At 58.9% G+C, this 18,020-nt stretch carries 17 protein-coding genes and 2 pseudogenes; 8 read left to right on the top strand and 11 right to left on the bottom strand.

All coding sequences use genetic code 11. The features are described 5' to 3' along the window. The first annotated feature begins 58 nt into the window (after positions 1-58). Positions 59-442 carry a hypothetical protein gene (locus tag LRS06_RS00200; RefSeq protein ID WP_257869610.1) on the top strand — a complete coding sequence of 128 codons (384 nt, stop codon included), beginning with the start codon at positions 59-61 and terminating at the stop codon, positions 440-442. A 212-nt stretch (positions 443-654) separates the two neighbouring features. After that, the gene (locus tag LRS06_RS00195; RefSeq protein ID WP_257869609.1) at positions 655-1,035 is read left to right on the top strand and encodes a hypothetical protein; all 381 of its coding nucleotides are present in this window, start codon (positions 655-657) and stop codon (positions 1,033-1,035) included. Between the two features lie 77 nt (positions 1,036-1,112). Here the strand turns inward: LRS06_RS00195 and LRS06_RS00190 are convergent, their stop codons facing one another. The 5 genes from LRS06_RS00190 to LRS06_RS00170 form a co-directional block, all read right to left on the bottom strand. Further along, positions 1,113-2,399 (bottom strand): citrate synthase, encoded by a 1,287-nt coding sequence (locus LRS06_RS00190; protein ID WP_257869608.1) that lies wholly within the window; start codon positions 2,397-2,399, stop codon positions 1,113-1,115. A 203-nt stretch (positions 2,400-2,602) separates the two neighbouring features. Beyond that, positions 2,603-3,982 (bottom strand): tRNA uridine-5-carboxymethylaminomethyl(34) synthesis GTPase MnmE, encoded by a 1,380-nt coding sequence (gene mnmE, locus LRS06_RS00185; RefSeq protein WP_374679411.1) that lies wholly within the window; start codon positions 3,980-3,982, stop codon positions 2,603-2,605. 115 nt (positions 3,983-4,097) lie between these two features. Continuing rightward, positions 4,098-4,757: a metal-dependent transcriptional regulator gene (locus tag LRS06_RS00180; protein ID WP_257869607.1), complete on the bottom strand. Its 660-nt coding sequence runs from the start codon at positions 4,755-4,757 to the stop codon at positions 4,098-4,100. Between the two features lie 115 nt (positions 4,758-4,872). Next, the gene (locus tag LRS06_RS00175; protein WP_257869606.1) at positions 4,873-5,883 is read right to left on the bottom strand and encodes a 3-oxoacyl-ACP synthase III family protein; all 1,011 of its coding nucleotides are present in this window, start codon (positions 5,881-5,883) and stop codon (positions 4,873-4,875) included. A gap of 97 nt (positions 5,884-5,980) precedes the next feature. After that, positions 5,981-7,129 (bottom strand): glycosyltransferase, encoded by a 1,149-nt coding sequence (locus tag LRS06_RS00170; protein WP_257869605.1) that lies wholly within the window; start codon positions 7,127-7,129, stop codon positions 5,981-5,983. Positions 7,130-7,297: 168 nt separating this feature from the next. Between LRS06_RS00170 and LRS06_RS00165 the strand changes: the two genes are divergently transcribed. Further along, positions 7,298-8,113 carry a 2,3,4,5-tetrahydropyridine-2,6-dicarboxylate N-succinyltransferase gene (locus LRS06_RS00165; RefSeq protein ID WP_257869604.1) on the top strand — a complete coding sequence of 272 codons (816 nt, stop codon included), beginning with the start codon at positions 7,298-7,300 and terminating at the stop codon, positions 8,111-8,113. Between the two features lie 388 nt (positions 8,114-8,501). Beyond that, positions 8,502-9,965, top strand: coding sequence for an IS1182 family transposase (locus LRS06_RS00160; protein WP_257869603.1), 1,464 nt, complete (start codon positions 8,502-8,504; stop codon positions 9,963-9,965). Between the two features lie 264 nt (positions 9,966-10,229). Here the strand turns inward: LRS06_RS00160 and msrA are convergent. Together msrA and LRS06_RS00150 are read right to left on the bottom strand one after the other, a co-directional pair. Beyond that, a pseudogene (msrA, locus tag LRS06_RS00155) lies at positions 10,230-10,767 on the bottom strand (peptide-methionine (S)-S-oxide reductase MsrA). Positions 10,768-11,013: 246 nt separating this feature from the next. Further along, entirely contained in the window at positions 11,014-11,904 is an 891-nt protein-coding gene (locus LRS06_RS00150) for a 3-hydroxyacyl-CoA dehydrogenase family protein (RefSeq protein ID WP_257869602.1), read from the bottom strand. A 342-nt stretch (positions 11,905-12,246) separates the two neighbouring features. On the opposite strand from LRS06_RS00150, the gene LRS06_RS00145 reads away from it, so the two are divergent. Beyond that, positions 12,247-12,414, top strand: coding sequence for a lmo0937 family membrane protein (locus LRS06_RS00145; RefSeq protein WP_196955657.1), 168 nt, complete (start codon positions 12,247-12,249; stop codon positions 12,412-12,414). Positions 12,415-12,486: 72 nt separating this feature from the next. Here LRS06_RS00145 and LRS06_RS00140 read toward each other — a convergent pair whose 3' ends face one another. Both LRS06_RS00140 and LRS06_RS00135 read right to left on the bottom strand, forming a co-directional pair. After that, positions 12,487-13,176, bottom strand: a complete 690-nt coding sequence (locus tag LRS06_RS00140; RefSeq protein WP_257869601.1) for a hypothetical protein — start codon at positions 13,174-13,176, stop codon at positions 12,487-12,489. Between the two features lie 77 nt (positions 13,177-13,253). Further along, positions 13,254-14,877: pseudogene (locus tag LRS06_RS00135) on the bottom strand (ABC-F family ATP-binding cassette domain-containing protein). Between the two features lie 278 nt (positions 14,878-15,155). Here LRS06_RS00135 and LRS06_RS00130 point away from each other — a divergent pair. Together LRS06_RS00130 and LRS06_RS00125 are read left to right on the top strand one after the other, a co-directional pair. Then, positions 15,156-15,626, top strand: a complete 471-nt coding sequence (locus LRS06_RS00130) for a DUF4199 domain-containing protein (protein WP_257869600.1) — start codon at positions 15,156-15,158, stop codon at positions 15,624-15,626. A 251-nt stretch (positions 15,627-15,877) separates the two neighbouring features. Beyond that, on the top strand, positions 15,878-16,285 hold the full coding sequence (locus LRS06_RS00125; RefSeq protein ID WP_257869599.1) for a hypothetical protein: 408 nt from the start codon (positions 15,878-15,880) through the stop codon (positions 16,283-16,285). 11 nt (positions 16,286-16,296) lie between these two features. On the opposite strand, the gene LRS06_RS00120 is transcribed toward LRS06_RS00125, so the two are convergent. Beyond that, positions 16,297-16,647, bottom strand: a complete 351-nt coding sequence (locus tag LRS06_RS00120; protein ID WP_257869598.1) for a hypothetical protein — start codon at positions 16,645-16,647, stop codon at positions 16,297-16,299. Between the two features lie 153 nt (positions 16,648-16,800). Between LRS06_RS00120 and LRS06_RS00115 the strand changes: the two genes are divergently transcribed. Beyond that, a complete protein-coding gene (locus tag LRS06_RS00115) occupies positions 16,801-17,604 on the top strand; it encodes a murein L,D-transpeptidase catalytic domain family protein (protein WP_257869597.1) in 804 nt (267 codons plus the stop codon). A gap of 101 nt (positions 17,605-17,705) precedes the next feature. Here the strand turns inward: LRS06_RS00115 and LRS06_RS00110 are convergent, their stop codons facing one another. After that, entirely contained in the window at positions 17,706-17,900 is a 195-nt protein-coding gene (locus LRS06_RS00110; RefSeq protein WP_257869596.1) for a hypothetical protein, read from the bottom strand. Between the last annotated feature and the right edge of the window lie 120 nt (positions 17,901-18,020).

The raw sequence follows: 18,020 nt of genomic DNA, 5'->3' as shown, positions 1-18,020 counted from the left end.
TGTGTTTTCGCTTTTCTTTCTTCTTTTCCTCACTCTCTTACCTAACCCTCTTTTACGTATGAAAAAGCTCTGCTTACTCATTGGAATGCTGCTGGCGCTGGGCACGGCCAGCCAAGCGGGTTCCGGTGTCACCACCATCACCACCGACCACGGCGCGGCTATTGCAGCCCGCGCGACCAAACTTTCGCGCTCCATGGCCAGTGCCATGCAGTTGGACGAAGGGCAGTATCTCAAAATCAAAAAGCTCAACACCCGGATGCTCATTGCCGTGGATGACCTGAAGTCGCGCTATGCCGCCGACCCTGAGATACTCGACCAGCAGTTGGCAGATGCCCAACAGCAGTATGAGCAGGCGCTAGCCGATTTGTTGCGCCCCCGGCAGTTGGCCTTGTATCAGGAAGCCCAAACGAACATGACTGCCCTGAGCATTATGGCCAACTAACACAAGCCACTCCAGTCAACTGTCAAAAGCACCTGCGCGAGTAGGTGCTTTTGTATTTTTATAACATTAACAAAATAAGTTGTCACTATTCACTGGAATACGATTGGATATTATTATCTTTGGTCAAGATTAAGTAGGGGAATTCAAATAATGCGTTCCTTCATTTTTTCCTGCCTCTGTTTACTTGTCTGCACCTATAGCCCTTACAGCCAATGCGTACTTCTATTCACTCCGCTTGTGCCGTGCTGCTGCTATGCGGTGGCAGTCTTTTGTCAGGCTGCATGAACACGGCCGGTGACTCGCCCATCAGTCGGCAGGCTACTACTATCAGTCGCTCATTTGCGGATGAGGGCCAGTTGAATGAGGGACAGTATAAGCGTGTGCGCAGCCTGAGCATTCGGATGATGCGGGAAGTAGCGCGGGTACAGATGCACGCTGGCTCTCCTCTGGAAAATGAAAATCAACTGGCCCGGATTCAGGCTGGCTATGAAGCACAGCTGGCATCCATCCTGATGCCTGACCAAATGGCCCGCGTGCAGCCGCTGATGCCCCAACTAGCCGTACTGAATAGCCAAACCGTAGCTGCCCGCTAGCACTCAACAAGCATAAGTTATAAGCCATAAAAAAAGGCTACCCGTACCGGGTAGCCTTTTTATTGCCTAAGCAACGCTTAGCGCTGCTCAATGGGCGTATAGTCGCGGTCCAGCTCGCCGGTGTACACCTGGCGTGGGCGACCGATAGGCTCCTTGTTTTCGCGCATTTCTTTCCACTGGGCAATCCATCCGGGCAGGCGGCCCAGGGCAAACATCACCGTAAACATTTCGGTGGGAATGCCGATGGCTTTGTAGATGATGCCGGAGTAGAAGTCAACGTTCGGATACAGCTTGCGCTCAATGAAATACGGATCAGTAAGGGCAGCTTGCTCCAGCTCCTGTGCAATCTTCAGCAGCGGGTCACTGATGCCTAGGGCGGTCAGTACTTCGTCGGCGGCTTTTTTGATGATTTTGGCGCGCGGGTCGAAGTTCTTGTACACACGGTGACCGAAGCCCATCAAACGGAACGGGTCGTTCTTGTCCTTGGCTTTTGCAATGAACTTGCTCGTGTCGCCACCGTCGCGCTGGATGGCTTCCAGCATTTCAACCACTTCCTGGTTGGCACCGCCGTGCAGCGGGCCCCACAGGGCGTTGATGCCGGCCGAAACCGAACCATAAAGCGAGGCATTGGCCGAGCCTACCAAGCGCACCGTGGAGGTAGAGCAGTTCTGCTCGTGGTCGGCGTGCAGGATAAGCAGCTTGTTGATGGCGCGCACGACTACCGGGTTGATTTCGTACTTCTCCGTGGGGAAGCTGAACATCATGTACAGGAAGTTGGCGGCATAGTCGAGGTCGTTCCGCGGGTAGTTCAGCGGGTGCCCCATGTTGTTTTTGTAGGTCCAGGCGGCAATGGTGGGCAGCTTGGCCATCAGCCGAATCACATTCAGGTCAATGTTCTCCTTGCTCAGATCCGGCGACACGCTTTCGGGGTAGAAAGCGGTAAGCGCGCAGATCAGGCTGCTCAGGATGGCCATGGGATGGGCTGCCGAGGGAAAACCGTCGAAAATCTTGCGCACGTCTTCGTGCACCAGCGTGTGCTTGGTTATCTGGTTGCTGAACTCGTCGAGCTCCGCCTGGGTAGGCAGCTTGCCGTAGATCAGCAGATAGGCCACTTCCAGGAAGCTGGACTGCTCGGCCAATTGCTCGATGGGGTAGCCCCGGTAGCGCAGAATGCCCTCTTCACCGTCAAGAAAGGTGATGGCGCTTTTGGTGGCGCCGGTGTTTTTGTAGCCCGAGTCGATGGTTATATAACCAGTCTGGTCGCGCAGCTTGGCAATATCAATTGCCTTTTCGTGCTCGGTGCCTTCGATGACGGGGAAGGAGTACGATTTCCCATCAAGGATAATCTCAGCAGACTCTGCCATAAGCGTGTATTAGGGTGGATGCGGGGCGAAAGTAAAGAATTACCGGCAGGCCGGAAAGCCCGACCCGAAAGCCGGACATTATACTACCGCCAACCGGGGGTAGAAGTTCGGCTCGAAGCGCAAAATTATTCGCTATGCCGATAATTAAGCGAAACGCCCGAAAGTTGTTGCTAAAAACCTATAGCTCACGCTGGCGGACCCGGCTATTTCCCGATACAGAACTGGGTGAAGATGCTGGTCAGCAAGTCGTCGGTGGATATTTCGCCGGTGATTTCGCCCAGGTAAGCCAATGCGCGACGCAGGTCGGCGGCCAGCAACTCCGTGCCGTGGTGCGTGCTCAGGCCCAGTAGTACGGCGTCCAGGGCTTCAAGGGACGCTTCCAGGCTGCGGGCGTGGCGCACGTTCGTTACGATGGTAGCCGAGCCGGTGCGGTCGAGGCCTGAGCCGCGTACGTGCCGTAGCAGCGCCTGCTGCAGTTCGGGCAGCCCCTGGCCGGTGGCAGCCGAAATCAGCAGGGTGTCGGGTTGGGAAAAAGCGGCTGCTTCCGCCGTACTTATCTGGTCGAACTTGTTACCCACGGCCAGCGTGGGAATGCGGCCCTCGGGGTTTAGCTCGGCCAGCTCGGCGGCTACTTCGGCGGGCGTTGTGGCCGTCAGGTCGAACAGATACAAAAGCAGCGCCGCCTGCCGCACCCGCTGCCGGGTACGCTCCACGCCAATGGACTCCACCACGTCGGTGGTTTCGCGCAGGCCAGCCGTGTCCACAAACCGAAACCGGATGCCTTCGATGCTTACTTCATCCTCGATAAAGTCGCGGGTTGTGCCGGGCACCGCCGAAACGATGGCGCGTTCCTCGTTCAGCAAAGCGTTCAGCAGGGTTGATTTACCCGCGTTGGGCTTGCCGGCAATAACAGTCGTTACGCCGTTTTTGATGACGTTGCCCAGCTCAAAGGAGCGCAGCAGCTGCCGGATGACGGTTTGCAGCTCCTGCAGCAGGCGGGTGAGGCCGGTGCGGTCGGCAAATTCTACGTCTTCTTCCCCAAAATCCAGCTCCAGCTCCAGCAACGACGCAAACTGCACCAGCCGGGCACGCAGGTCCTTCAGCTCCCGGGAAAAGCCGCCGCGCATCTGCTGCATGGCCACCTGGTGCGAGAGGGCCGAGTCGGCGGCAATAAGGTCAGCTACGGCCTCGGCCTGGGCCAGGTCGAAGGCACCGTGCAGGAAGGCACGCTTGGTAAACTCCCCGGCCTCGGCTAGGCGGGCCCCACGGCGCACCAGCGCGGCCAGCACCTGCTGCACAATGTAGTCGGAGCCGTGGCAGCTGATTTCCACCACATCCTCCCGAGTGTAGGAGTGCGGCCCCCGAAACAGGGAAACCACCACCTCATCCAGAATGCGGCCCTCGTCGCGCAGGGTGCCGTAGTGCAGGGTATGGCCCGGTTGCTCGTGCAGGCGCTTGCCCGCGAAAAGGCCGTCGGTGAGCTGGATGGCCTGCGGACCCGAGAGGCGCAGCACCGCAATGGCGCCCGCGCCGGGCGGCGTGGACAAGGCCACAATGGTATCGGAAAGAGCGGGAGGCAGCAACGGTGAAATGGTGAAATGGTGTAATGGTAAAATGCTGCGTTTGATGTTCTTTCTGCGCCGCTTGCGCTAATTGCGCGAGTAGAACGTCAAACGCACTATTCCACCAGCTCACCGTTTAAAGCGAGACGAACAGGTTGCGGGAAACCTCGGCAGAAATATGCTGGCGGCGGGAGTTGTCGATGTTGACTTCCAGAGAGTTATCAAACTCGGTCTTATCCAGTACTTCAAGTCGGGAGCCCAGCCGTAATCCTACCTTGTCGAGGTACTGCAGGAAGGGTACGGCGGTGTTGCGCACGGCCACCACGGTGCCGGCTTCGCCCAGGGCAAGGTCGGCCACGAGGCGGTGGCGGGTGCGGTGAACGGAGCCGTCGGCGGCCGGGATAGGGTCTCCGTGGGGGTCGGTCTGCGGAAAGCCCAGAAACTCATCGAGGCGCTGCACCAGGAGCGGCGACTGGATGTGCTCCAGCTCCTCGGCCACCTCATGCACCTCGTCCCAGGTGAAGCCCAGCTGCTGCACCAGAAACACTTCCCAGAGCCTATGCTTGCGGATAGTGAGCAAGGCCACCCGCCGGCCCTCCGGCGTGAGCGACACGCCCCGGTAGCGCTGGTAGTTGAGCAGGCCTTTCTCACTTAGCCGCCGCAACATATCCGTCACCGAGGCAGGCCGTGTCTGCAGCACCTCCGAGATGCTGTTGGTCGTCACGTCGGCGCCCGGCGTGGTTTCCGCCAGCTTGTAAATGGCTTTCAGGTAGTTCTCCTCGGTGTAGCTGGGCATGTATGGGAATTAATAATTAAGAATTAATAATTGCAGGTGGCGGTGTGCTTTTACCTGCAGAATGAGCCTCGAAGGCACATTCTTACTTACTAATTCTTAATTCTTAATTAAAAATCTACCAGTTCACCAGCGCCGAAGCCCATGTGAAGCCGGAGCCGAAGGCGGCCAGGCACACCAGGTCGCCGCGCTTGATGCGGCCTTCCTGCACGGCTTCGCTCAAGGCAATGGGAACGGAGGCGGCCGTGGTGTTGCCGTAGCGCTGAATGTTGCTGAACACCTTGTCTTCGCTCAAGCCCAGCTTCTGGCCCACGTACTGGGTGATGCGCAGGTTGGCTTGGTGCGGAATCAGCATGTCGATGTCCTGGGCCTGGTAGCCGTTCTGGTCGAGGGCTTCCTTGATAACCTCGGGAAAGCGCGTAACGGCGTGCTTGAACACCTGCTGGCCGTTCATGTACGGGTACATGTCCTCGGGCTTGTCGAGCACAACCTGCACGCGGTTGTCGCGGTTGGAGCCCGGCTCCCGGGTAATCAGCTCCTCGGCAAACTCGCCCTGGGAGTGCAGGTGCGTGCTCAGGATACCGCGGTTTTCGTCGGTGCTGCGGCGCAAAAGCACGGCCCCGGCGCCATCCCCGAAAATAACCGATACGGCCCGGCCACGGGTGCTTTTATCGAGCCCCGAGGAGTGAATTTCGGAGCCCACCACCAGCGCCGTTTCGTACATGCCGGTTTTGATGAACTGATCGGCCATGCTCAGCGCGTAGATAAAGCCCGAGCACTGGTTACGCACGTCGAAGGCCGGAATATGCGCCTTGATGCCCAACTCGCGCTGCAGCAGAACCCCGGAGCCGGGGAACAGGTAATCGGGGGAGAGCGTGGCGAAAACGATAAGCTGAACATCGTCGGGCTGCAGGCCGGCCATTTCCAGAGCCTTGCGGGCCGCGTTGGCGCCCATATTGGCCGTGGTGTCCTTGCCTTCCTCAAACCAGCGCCGCTCCCGGATGCCGGTGCGTTCCTGAATCCACGCGTCGGTGGTTTCCATGAGCTGTTCGAGGTCGGCGTTGGGCACTACGCGGTCGGGCACATAATGGCCGACGCCGGCAATTTCGCTGCGGTGAAGAGTAGACATAAAAGGAGAGGGGGATTTAGCGGGAAAAAGAGCGCGAAAGGGCGGAAGTTAGAAAACTTTCTGCCTTGGCGCATAAACGGGCCGCAAAGGTCGGCAGTTACCGGATAGAATCCAGTAGCGCCAAAAGCTTTTGCTCTTCGCTGTGCCAAAAAACTTCCGCCGGAACACCCTGGGAATAGAAAGCGTGCCGCAGCAGGTCATTTTTCACCTGCTCAATAGTAGCCGATGAAGTGTCAGCGAAATCTACTGCCAGTCCGGCTTGATGCTGCGCAATGAACTGCTGCCAGAGCGGATTACGAGGGATGAGTACTGGCAGGGCGTGGGCCAGGTATTCAAACAGCTTGGTGGGTACGCAGCGCCAGAAACTGGGATGCTCCCGGTAGGGCAACAGGCCCAAATGGCTGCGCCGGATGGCCTGGATAATGCGCCCGTGCGGCACCGGCTCGGCTCCGCCCACCAGCTCCACCGCCCCGCCCGATTCGGCGGCCAGCGCCTGCAGCTGGGTCAGCAAGGCCGGGTGCTGGCAAAACCCGATGATGGTGAGCCGGGTGCCCGGCCAAACCAGCCGCAGGGCCCGCGCAAATTCCACGGCTGCCAGCACCCCGTTCAGCTCCGAGATAGTGCCGGAGTACAGCAGCTCCAGCGGCTGGTTCGGCGCCAGATGTACAGGCGTAGAGCGCAGCAACTCGGGGCCGGGGGGCTGGTACTTGTTTTCCAGAATGAGGGTACGGGCCGGGGTAGCGAAAGGCAGCTCTTCGGCGTAGCTTTCCTCCGCCAGAATCACCTTTTCGGCAGCAGTGGCGGCCAGGGTTTCCAGCCCCCGCACGGCGGTGGCCAGTAGCCCGCGTACCGCGGCTGGGTACACGTGCTGGGTGCGGATGTTGAGGGCAAAATTCTCCTGCACATCATACACAAAGCGCCGCTCCTTGCCCAGCCAGTGCCACAGCAGCGTGAGCGGCAGCAGCTCCGGCGCGTGCACTACCACCAGCCCCGGCCGCAGGCGCCGCAGCAGCTGCCAGTAGCGCCCCTGCGCCCGCAGCCGCGCCCAACTCAGACGGGAGCCGGCCAGCAGACTGTGCGTATGTAGATTGGCTGGCTTGGGTTGCGGTGCCGGAGCCTGACGGCCGGCTACGTGCACCTGCACCTGGGGAAGCCGGGCCAGGGTGCGACCAAACTTCTCGTACATGCGCGTATCGTCCAGCGGCTTGAGCACGGAGGCCAGCAAAATCGTGCGGGGTGGCTGCATAGTGACCACGAAGATGGTAAGTTTGGGGCGAAATGACGGAATAGTTACCTGTCAGAAGAGTTGACTTGCTGGATGCTTACAGCACTGTAAGCATCCAGACAGATAACCACGCAATCTGCCAACCAAGCGCCATTCAACCATCCAGCCAGATAACCATTCAAACCAACCATGACCAACCTGCAAGCCACCATAGAAGCTGCCTGGAACGACCGGAGCCTGCTCCAGCAATCCGCTACCGTTGAGGCCATCAACACCACCATCGAGGAGCTGGACAAGGGCCGCCTGCGCGTAGCCGAGCCCCGCGGCGATGACTGGCAGGTAAACGACTGGGTAAAGAAAGCCGTCATCCTTTACTTTCCCATCCGCCAGATGGAAACCCTGGAAGTAGGCCCCTTCGAGTTCCGCGACAAAATGCTGCTCAAGACCGACTACGCCGGTCAGGGAGTGCGCGTGGTGCCGCCCGCTGTGGCCCGCTACGGGGCCTACCTGGCCTCCGGCGTCATTCTGATGCCCAGCTACGTGAACATTGGCGCCTGGGTAGGCGAGGGCACGATGGTGGACACCTGGGCCACCGTGGGCTCCTGCGCTCAAATTGGGGCCGGTGTGCACCTAAGCGGGGGCGTAGGCATCGGGGGCGTGCTGGAGCCGGTGCAGGCCGCGCCGGTTATCATTGAGGATGGAGCTTTTATCGGTTCGCGCAGCATTCTGGTAGAGGGCTGCCGCGTGGGCCGTGAGGCCGTTATCGGGGCGGGCGTAACCATCACGGGCAGTACCAAAATTATCGACGTGACGGGTGCAGAGCCTAAGGAGTACAAAGGCTACGTGCCGGCCCGCTCCGTGGTCATTCCGGGCTCCTACGCCAAGCAGTTTGCGGCCGGCGAGTACCACGTGCCCTGCGCCCTCATCATCGGCCAGCGCAAGCCCAGCACGGATTTGAAAACCAGCCTGAATGACGCGCTCAGAGACTTCGGGGTAAGTGTTTAGCTTTAGCTAGCCAGAATGGTGGAATTTCGCCTGCGCTATCAACCTATACTTCGTAACTGGCTGCTGCTAAACTTGGTTGTGGCCTGTATTCTGGCGGCGGTGCCTTTCGTAATTCGTTACGCAGAGAATTTGCCGCTCAGCAACTGGCTGAGCCTGTTGATAATAATAAACACAGGCTATATAGCGCGGTTTATGCTACAGGCCCCACCAATTGTTATCCAGATTAATAGAGCGGCGGGTACTGTGCAGTATTATAGTTTTTTTCGCAGTAAGCCAGTAACTCTGGAATATCAACGGGTACGTGGCGCATATACCATGAAGCGTGGGAATCATGGCAGTTTGGTTAAAGGAGGGTGGCTGTTGCAGAACCCGGGTTCGTACAGGGAAGATGCAAGGCAAGAAGCCGTTTCTCGACAAAGAGGTGACCCACTTTCGGCTCAGTGAGCGGGTGCCGCGCCATAATCTGTACCGCCGGCTGGCCGAGCTCGTCGACTGGTCGTTTCTCTACGACGAGACCCGGACGCTGTACAGCCACACAGGCCAGCCCTCTTTGGACCCGGTCGTGTTCTTCAAGCTCGTGCTGGTGGGCCGGCTGGAAAACCTGGTCAGCGACCGCCGCCTGGTCGAACACTGCGCCCTGCGGCTCGACATCTTGTTGTTTCTGGGCTACGAGGTGGACGAGGAATTGCCCTGGCATTCCACGGTGAGCCGCACGCGGCAGCTCTTTCCGGCCGCGGTCTTCGAGCGCCTGTTCGACCACGTCTTTGCCCAGTGCGTGGCCCGGGGCCTGGTCGCCGGCGACACGCAGGCCGTCGACTCGGCGCCCGTCAAGGCCAATGCTTCCTTGGAAACGGTGCTGGAAAAGAGGACAACGGGTGTCAAAAGTCCCTTTCTGGCCACGGACGAGGCGGCTACCGCGCCGGCTGCGTCCGTGGTGACGGCTCCGGCCCACCAGCTGCGCAACCTGGCCGCTCACCAGGCCCGGCTCGCCACCCACTCCAGCGTACCCGGCGCGCAGCACGAAAAAGCCCGCTTGCTCAGCAACAAGACCCACTACAGCCCCACCGACCCCGACGCGCGCATCTCCATCAAGCCCGGCAAAGCCCGGGCCCTGAACTACCTCTGCAGCCTGGCCGTGGACACGGCTAAGGGCGTGATCAGCCACGTGCAGGCCGATTTCGCCGATAGTCGCGACAGCCTGCACCTACCCCGCTTACTCACCGGCCTGCAGCAACGGTTACGGTCCCAGCAGCTGCGCATGCAGGAGCTGCTGGCCGATGCGGGCTACGCCAACGGCACCAACTACGCCCTGCTCGAAGCCCAGCAGGTGACGGCCTGGATCCCGGTTTTTGGCCGCTATAAGGCCGCTATCGAGGGCTTTACCTACCGGGCCTCAACCGATGACTACACCTGTGCCGCCGGCAAGGTCCTCTCGTTTCGTAAGTACGACACCTCGGCTGACGGCACCGGGCTGAAGATCTACTGGGCCACCTGCTCGGACTGCCAGCAGTGCCCGCTCAAGCCCACCTGCGTGCCCGGGGCCAAGCGCAAGCAGCTCACCCGCACGCTCTACGACGAGCCGTACCGCCGGGCCTGGCAGCGCCAGCAAAGCCGCCGGGGCCAACACATGCGCCGGGTGCGCCAGGGCACGGTGGAGCCCGTCTTCGGGAATCTGCTCCATCACTACGGCCTACGCCGGATGAACGTGCGCGGCCAGGCCGGAGCCCACAAGACGATGCTGCTCACGGCCGTAGCCTACAACCTGAAAAAGCTGCTTAAGTACCGGCCCAACCGGCAAGTGAGCCTGACCATGGCCCTGCCACAGCCATTACTGGCCGCTGCCAGGCGCTAGTATAGCTCAACTGCCCGACCTTGACGCACAGATGGAAACTCGCACAGTAACGGGCTGGAAAAAGAGCCGAACGAAACGAGTTCTGCAACAGCCACGAGGGTCATTACTATACGATGGGGATGAGCATTTCTTTATTGAATACGATTGGACAGGATGGTCAGAAGCTCAATTGGCCGCTATGCATCAGTTGCTAAGACCAGTGCTACCAGAATAAAAAAAGCCCGCTGATTAAGCGGGCTTTTTTTGTTGTAAAAGAGGGCCGGCTTATACCGCCTCGCGTAATTTATCCCCGAACACGGTCTTTACTTTATCTACTTTGCTTTTCACCACAAACTGGCAGTAGGGCTGGGAGCCGTTCAGGTTGTAGTAGTTCTGGTGGTAGTTCTCGGCGGGGGTAGAACACCTTCAGGGGCAGGATTTCGGTGGTGATGGGGCCGTTGAAGGCGTTGGCGGCGGTGAGCTTCTGCTTGTAGGCTTCGGCCAGGTGCTGCTGCTCCTCGTTTTGGGTGTAGATGCCCGAGCGGTACTGGGTGCCCACGTCGTTGCCTTGCTGGTTGAGGGTGGTAGGGTCGTGGGTTTTCCAGAAGATTTCCAGCAGCTCCTCGTAGCTGATAACGGCCGGGTCGAAGGTGATTTGAATAACCTCGTTGTGGCCCGTGAGGCCGCTGCACACTTCCTTATAGGTAGGGTTAGCAATGCGTCCGCCGGTGTAGCCCGACACAACTTTCTGCACACCCTTGAGATTCTGAAATACGGCTTCGGTGCACCAAAAGCAGCCGCCGCCAAACGTGGCTTGTTCCATGTAGCTAGGAAAGAGAATTACACTGAAAAAGGATACACTATAAGCGTATTCAGCCTCCGAAGGTTTCACCGGAAAGCTACCCACTGGCCAGCCGGCCGACGCTTACATACCGGCGGCAGATCGTGCCGGCTAATCAGCCAGCGGCTTCCAGGAACGCAAAAGTGCCTGCCGACAACTCGACAGGCACTTCATGATTTGCTGCAAGTCCCGCCTAATAGCCGTGAGGGCCAGTGGGCGGATAGCTGCTTACCGGCGAAACCGTTCGGCTACTACCAGGTCTTTGGAGCCCGGCGTCCAGGCGTAGAAGCCTTCACCCGATTTCACACCTAGCCGGCCGGCCATTACCATGTTTACCAACAGGGGGCAGGGGGCGTACTTGGGGTTGCCGAGGCCCTCGTGCAGCACCCGCAGAATAGCCAGGCACACGTCCAGCCCAATGAAATCGGCCAACTGCAGGGGGCCCATGGGGTGGGCCATGCCCAGCTTCATGACCGTGTCGATTTCCTCTACGCCGGCCACGCCCTCAAACAAGGTAATGATGGCCTCGTTGATCATGGGCATCAGAATGCGGTTGGCCACGAAGCCGGGGTAATCGTTTACCTCCGTGGGCGTTTTGCCCAGCTGCCGCGAGAGGTCCATCACCCGGGTCGTTACTTCATCTGACGTAGCGTAGCCGCGAATGACCTCCACCAGCTTCATCACCGGTACGGGGTTCATAAAGTGCATGCCAATCACCTGGGCGGGGCGCTTGGTGACGGCCGCAATTTTGGTGATGGAAATAGAAGACGTATTAGAGGCCAGAATGGCGCCGGCCGGAGCGTGCTGGTCCAGCTCCCGGAAGATGTTGAGCTTCAATTCCACGTTTTCGGTGGCGGCTTCTACCACCACATCGGCCTGGGCTACGCCCTCAGCCAAGCTGGTATAGGTCGTGATGCGGCCCAACGTGGCGCCCTTGTCGGCTTCCGATAAGGTGCCTTTAGCTACCTGCCGCTCGAGGTTTTTGCCAATGGTGGCCAGGGCCCGGTCGAGCGCCGATTGATTGATGTCGATAAGCGCCACGGGAAACCCGTGTTGGGCAAAAACGTGGGCAATGCCATTGCCCATGGTGCCCGAGCCAATAACGGCTACATGTTGCATACGAAAAACAGGTTGGGTGGGAAGCGCGGGCCACTAACGGTCCACGCCCGCAAAGCTAGCCGGAAATCCGGCGGGGTCAACTACCATCCTGCGCCCGGGTCACGCCTGGTGGGCAAGCCAAGGGAAAGAAAAAACTGCTGTCAACTCTGGCAACGCCAATCAGTTTCCCTAGGTGCGGCAGCCGGCCGGCTAAGAATTTTCCTATCGATTTATATCCTTTTCCAAATACCCCCGTACAAAACCGCAAATCACCTTACCAGCGTTTTTGTTTAAACAAAATCTGGCAGTAGGGTGGTGGTTTCTCTCCTCTCCAATTTCCAACCACATTTCACCTTCACCACCATGGGTAATCTGCTGTATATCATTGCCGTCATCCTGATCATCATCTGGGCCCTCGGCTTCTTCGGCATTCTGGGCACGGGCATTCAGGGCAACAACCTGATTCACATCCTGCTGGTTATTGCCATCATCGCCGTAGTGCTGCGCCTAATCCGCGGTGGCCGGGTGTAGATACTCAGGCTTCTCATAACAAAAGGGCTGCTCCATACCGGAGCAGCCCTTTTTGTTATAGGCTAAAGAGTGCTATTTCAGGTCGAACAGAAAGCAGAAACGAATGACAGGCTGGCCGTAAACTTTGTATAGCCCATCGTTGAAGTTATAGAGCAGTAGAATATCACCGGCGGCCCTATCACCAAACTGCTGGCGGTAGCCAGCGCCCAGCAACGGGGTGGAAACTGTGTGTTTCTCTGTGTAGGGACCACCCAGATAGATAGTCTCAGGAGTAGTTTCGGCAAATGTGACCTCATACTCGCCGTGCGCAAAAAACTGGTCAATGACCCGATATTGCGCGAAGACTTTCACGCCGTAGCTGTTGGTGCTGATGTTTTTCGGGAAGCCTTGCTGTACATAGCCACGCTCCAAGCCGTAGTTATTGTAAGCATAGCTAACCCCGGGGCCAATGGAAAATCTATCGGAAACCCGGTAGCCAATGGCCGGCGACAGGCTGAAGTTAAACTGGCTGCCGAAGCCGCCAGAGTTACTATAGCCCAGCCCGAAGTTGGAGTACAGAAAAAACTTACGGGGTACCTGCGGAGCCTGTACCTCGGGCCGGGTGCCAGGCTGCGGAGCCGGTATGTCCTCGGAGGCACGCGGCGTGGGCTCAGCGGGCGTATACACCGGGGCGGGTGTAGCAGGCTGCCGGGTCGGGGCCGGTGGGGCCGTGTTCAGCTCGGGCTTGGCCGTCTGGGTGCTGTCGGTGGTTTGGGCGCGCACGGCCGGGGCCAGCCACAGGCTGGCCCCCCGAGGGAAAGCAAAAGCAGGAGTTGTTTCATAGCGGGGCTACAACGCGCCTACGATACAAGTTGGTACATGCGCTGGCGCTGAGTTTTGATGTTCTCGTCGGCCAGGTACTCCTCGTAATGCATGCGCCGGTCGATGATGCCGGTGGGCGTGAGTTCAATGATGCGGTTGGCCACGGTTTCCACTACCTGCAAGTCGTGGGAGGCGAAGATGAGCGTGCCGTTGAACTCCTGCAGGGAGTTGTTGAGGGCCGTAATGCTTTCCAGGTCGAGGTGGTTCGTGGGGTCGTCGAGCACCAGCACGTTGCCGCTTTCCATCATAATCTTGGAAAGCATGCAGCGCACCTTTTCGCCCCCGCTCAGCACGTTGCTTTTCTTCTGCGACTCCTCGCCTGAGAACAGCATGCGGCCCAGGAAGCCCCGGATAAACGACTCGTCCTTCTCGGTGCTATACTGCCGCAGCCAGTCCACCAGGTTCAGATCAGTATCGAAGAACGCCTCGTTTTCCTTGGGAAAGTAGCTGGGCGTGATGGTGGTGCCCCAGCTAAACGAGCCGGACTCGGGCTTGGCCTGCTCAAACAGGATGTCGAACAGGAGGGAAGCGGCCCGGTCGTCGCGGCTGATGATGGCCACCTTGTCCTTCTTATCAAGCGCAAACGACACGTTCTTGAAAATCACCTGCCCATCCACCGAGGCGCTCAGGTTGTCTACCGCCAGCAGCTGGTTGCCGGCTTCGCGCTCGGGCTTGAAGGCAATGTAGGGGTACTTGCGCGAGCTGGAGCTTGATTTCCTCCAGGGTGAGCTTCTGCAGCAGCTTCTGGCGCGAGGTAGCCTGCTTGGATTTGGAGGCGTTGGCCGAGAAGCGGCGCACAAACTCTTCCAGCTCCTTGCGCTTGTCTTCAGTTTTCTTGTTTACTTCCTGACGCTGGCGCAAAACCAGCTGGCTGCTCTCGTACCAAAACGAGTAGTTGCCGGGGTACATCGTGATTTTGGAGAAGTCCAGGTCGGCCATGTAGTTACACACGGCATCCAGGAAGTGACGGTCGTGGCTAACCACAATCACCGTGTTCTGGAACGAGTCGAGGAAGTTCTCCAGCCACAGCACGGTTTCGGCGTCGAGGCCGTTGGTGGGTTCGTCCAGCAGCAGCACGTCGGGGTTGCCAAACAGGGCCTGGGCCAGCAGCACCCGCACTTTGTCGGAGGTGCCCAGGTCGCTCATCAGGGTGTGATGCTTGTCTTCGCCAATGCCCAGGCCGGACAGCAGCTCGGCGGCTTCGTACTCGGCGTTCCAGCCTTCGAGGTCGGCAAACTCGCCTTCCAGCTCGGCGGCCCGCTCCCCGTCGGCGTCCGTAAAATCAGCCTTGGCGTAGATGGCGTCTTTTTCCTCCATCACCTTCCAAAGGCGCGTGTGACCCATAATCACGGTCTGGAGCACGGGGTAGGCGTCGTAGGCAAACTGGTTCTGCTTGAGCACCGAGAGGCGGGCACCCTTGGGCATATCCACCGCGCCGGTATTGGGCTCAATCTCGCCCGAGAGAATCTTCAGGAACGTGGACTTCCCGGCGCCGTTGGCCCCGATGAGGCCGTACACGTTGCCGGGCATAAACTTGATGGTGACGTCTTCGAACAGGATGCGCTTGCCGTAGCGCAAGCTAACGTTGGTGGTGCTGATCATAAAAAGGCAAGAAGGTCGAATGCGCAGGAAAGCCTACCGGCCCAGCGGCGCGCAAAAGTAAGGAAAAATGCCTGGGCCTCCGTGCGCTAGGGGGCATTTAGCCGGCCGGAAAGCGCCTCGGCGGGGTAGCCCACAGAAAACTACCGGCCGGCACAACTACCCAGGCGGCGGGCTGCGTATAGACGTTGAACAGGCCGGCAACCAGCTGGTACTGAACAAGACAGCGGTCTGCGGGAGTTCCGATGGGCCCATTTTCACTTTTCACTGCTCTTTTTGTTATGGCTGATTTACGCATCACCCCCGAAAACAACGGCGTCCGCTATGGCTTGCTGACGGCCGCTGGCATGGTTCTCTATTTTCTGGTAGCTGGCCTGCTGGGCCTCACTGGCCGCGTGGAGCTGAGCTACCTCAACGTGGTAATACTGGCCGTAGGCATCTGCCTGGCCATTGCCCGCTACCGGCGCTACCGCCACGACCGGATGCCCTACCTGCACGGATTCGGCACAGGCATCATCACGGCCATTGTGGCTTCGGTGGCATTTGGGTTCTTTTTCCTGGCCTATGCTGTTCTCAACCCCGGCCTGGTAGAGCAGCTACGCACCACCGACCTATTCGGGGCAGATCTGTCGATAACCATCTGCTTTCTGGCCATTCTGCTGCAGGGCGCTATGTCGGGCGTTATCATCTCTCTGGTAGCAATGCAATACTTCAAAAGCCCCGACCACATGCCCATGCAGGGAGTGGAGTAGATGGCAAAAAAACAGCAGGAAAGCCTGTTTCAAAAGCCAGTGGCGTATGGAGCGGGCTTTTGTACGACTACCGTTTTATAGGATAAGGCACAGGCGAACGTAACGGCTATATATTTTAATAGTATTTTATCTTCTATTTATTGAAAATAAGTTATAACTTGAAGGAACGAAACCCGTGTAACGGCCGGTTTCTACGGTATTCATAAACCAGTCTGCGCATCCTGCAGCTTCTTTGTATACACTACCCGGCTATGACACGCACTTTACTAACGCTTCTGTTGAGCTTTGTTTCACTGGCTCCCGCAGCGGCCCAGGCCGGCGACCAGGTGGTGGAACTACCTTGCCCGCTGGCATCCGTGCGCACGGCCGTACGCAGCCGCGTCATCACCCGCGACCTAAGCCAGAGCCTCCATCTCACGCAAGCCCAGCAGGTGCGCATGCATGTGCTTTACCTCACCATGGTAGCCCGCCAGGATGAGCTGCAATGGCACTACGGGGGCGACCCGGAGCAGCTGCGTCTCCAAAGCCAGGCCTTGGACACGTACTATGAGCAGGAATGCCGCAAGATTCTGCGGCCCGCCCAGGTAGAGCAGCTGCTGCAGGCCAGTTATCCGGCTTCCGGAGAGCCAGCTACTATCAGCGAAGACACCCGAGGCTAGTCTCCGCGAACTTACTGGTGCGCTACCGGCAGTAGCACTTCCGAAACTAACCCCAGCGGGTCGAAACGCAAGCTTAGTTTGGCTGCCTGTGACCGGGGGTGTCCAGCCTCACACTGCGCGCCCGGCCGCAGATAATAGATGTACACCTTCTCAGTCTGGGCCGAAAGCTCTACTTCATCGGGCCGACCCAGGAGCTTGTCAATGGCATCGGTGTGGACGCCGTACAGCGCTTCGCGGTTTTTCTGGAGCACCGTCAACTGGCTGGCGCGCGTGTCGTTGCAGGCGTACGGGTCTGAGCGCCAGGTAGCTGCCTCGAAGCCCGGCAGGGAGGCCGCTTGGTGGCTGCAGCCAGCTAGCAGCAAAGCCGAAGCAAAAAAAACGGCGCGACAAACTTGCATACGGAACCAGGGCGAAGGGCAGGGCGTTGGGAGCACGCCGTAAAACTACTAATTTGGCAGTAGTACCAGCCTTGCAGGGCCGGTGGCAGTAGTTTAGGAGCAACCAGAATGAAGCGTATGAAAGGACTGTTGCGCAGGGTTAGTGGGCTGATGCTGGGAGTGATAAGTGTGCTGGGAGCAGAAGCCGCTGTGGCCGCCCCGCCTCGGGCGGGCGGCAATCCACGCAGCGTACAGCTTAGTGAAGTGCAGCGCGCATTCTACCAGACGGCGTTTGAGCAGGAAGTATTGCGCACCTACACGGCCGCCCGCCTTTCCCTTACCGGTCTGCGGCCTGATGTATACCGCAAGGCGCTGCTGGGCTACTACAATCTGCAGCAGCACGGCTCCGCTGCTGCCGGCGCGCCCCTCACCATCATCGATTTCAACCTGCCCAGCCGCCAGAAGCGTCTGTGGGTAATTGACGTGCGCCAGAACCGGCTGTTGCACCACACGCTGGTAGCGCACGGCAAAAACACCGGTGAAGATCTTGCCCGGACATTTTCTAACCGCAACGGCTCCGAGATGAGCAGCCTGGGCTTTTACGTAACGGGCCAGCCATACACTGGCAAGCACGGCCTGTCGCTAAAGCTGCACGGGATGGACGACGACTACAACTCCCACGCCGCCGACCGGGCCGTAGTGGTCCACGGCGCCGATTACGTGAGTGAGGCCTTTGTGCGTCAGCACGGTCGGCTGGGACGCAGCCAGGGCTGCCCGGCCCTGCCCGTAACTGAGGCGCCGCGGATTATTCGTGCCATTCAGGCGGGCTCAGTGGTGTTTGCGCACGCTCCGCAAAACGTTTCTTATGCTTCGGCCTGGCTGACCCTGGACTCGGCTCTGTACGGCTTTGCGCGGGCCAAAGGCCTGCAGGTAGTGGGCTGATGTATGTGCCAAAACCAAGTGCAGAAGCATAACAAAGGCCCTTCGGATTCAGTATCCGAAGGGCCTTTGTGGTATGAGTAAGTACGCAGCCGGTTACTTCATCAGGACCGGTCGCCGGTCGCTTTTACCAGGTTGATGCCGGCAAAGAAGAAAATCAGTCCGACTACGAAGGGTACGATGGAGTTCATTTTGCCCAGCGTCACCCCGGCAACCTGCATGAAGCCCAGCGCCCCGTAGATGATGCCTACAATGCCAAGAATAGTGAGGATGGCGCCAAAAGTGCGTTTCTGATTCATGTGTTCGGAAGAAGACAGGGAAGAAAAGAGGAGAGGAGTATAATGTGGTTTGCCCCCAGGGGCGTCCCGCGCCCTCTACGCAAAACGCGGCCGTAAGGTGACAAGCGGCCGGCCCACAGC

The organism is Hymenobacter sp. J193 (genome assembly GCF_024700075.1).
Taxonomy (GTDB): Bacteria; Bacteroidota; Bacteroidia; order Cytophagales; family Hymenobacteraceae; genus Hymenobacter.
Note: the sequence above shows the minus strand (reverse complement) of the source record. Positions and strands in the feature narration are given on the sequence as shown.

Bases quoted from the DNA above. Each gene is read 5' to 3' on its own strand.
- LRS06_RS00200 (WP_257869610.1), top strand. From the start codon at position 59: ATGAAAAAGCTCTGCTTACTCATTGGAATGCTGCTGGCGCTGGGCACG.
- LRS06_RS00195 (WP_257869609.1), top strand. From the start codon at position 655: ATGCGTACTTCTATTCACTCCGCTTGTGCCGTGCTGCTGCTATGCGGT.
- LRS06_RS00190 (WP_257869608.1), bottom strand. From the start codon at position 2,399: ATGGCAGAGTCTGCTGAGATTATCCTTGATGGGAAATCGTACTCCTTC.
- LRS06_RS00180 (WP_257869607.1), bottom strand. From the start codon at position 4,757: ATGCCCAGCTACACCGAGGAGAACTACCTGAAAGCCATTTACAAGCTG.
- LRS06_RS00175 (WP_257869606.1), bottom strand. From the start codon at position 5,883: ATGTCTACTCTTCACCGCAGCGAAATTGCCGGCGTCGGCCATTATGTG.
- LRS06_RS00170 (WP_257869605.1), bottom strand. From the start codon at position 7,129: ATGCAGCCACCCCGCACGATTTTGCTGGCCTCCGTGCTCAAGCCGCTG.
- LRS06_RS00165 (WP_257869604.1), top strand. From the start codon at position 7,298: ATGACCAACCTGCAAGCCACCATAGAAGCTGCCTGGAACGACCGGAGC.
- LRS06_RS00160 (WP_257869603.1), top strand. From the start codon at position 8,502: ATGCAAGGCAAGAAGCCGTTTCTCGACAAAGAGGTGACCCACTTTCGG.
- LRS06_RS00150 (WP_257869602.1), bottom strand. From the start codon at position 11,904: ATGCAACATGTAGCCGTTATTGGCTCGGGCACCATGGGCAATGGCATT.
- LRS06_RS00145 (WP_196955657.1), top strand. From the start codon at position 12,247: ATGGGTAATCTGCTGTATATCATTGCCGTCATCCTGATCATCATCTGG.
- LRS06_RS00130 (WP_257869600.1), top strand. From the start codon at position 15,156: ATGGCTGATTTACGCATCACCCCCGAAAACAACGGCGTCCGCTATGGC.
- LRS06_RS00125 (WP_257869599.1), top strand. From the start codon at position 15,878: ATGACACGCACTTTACTAACGCTTCTGTTGAGCTTTGTTTCACTGGCT.
- LRS06_RS00115 (WP_257869597.1), top strand. From the start codon at position 16,801: ATGAAAGGACTGTTGCGCAGGGTTAGTGGGCTGATGCTGGGAGTGATA.
- LRS06_RS00110 (WP_257869596.1), bottom strand. From the start codon at position 17,900: ATGAATCAGAAACGCACTTTTGGCGCCATCCTCACTATTCTTGGCATT.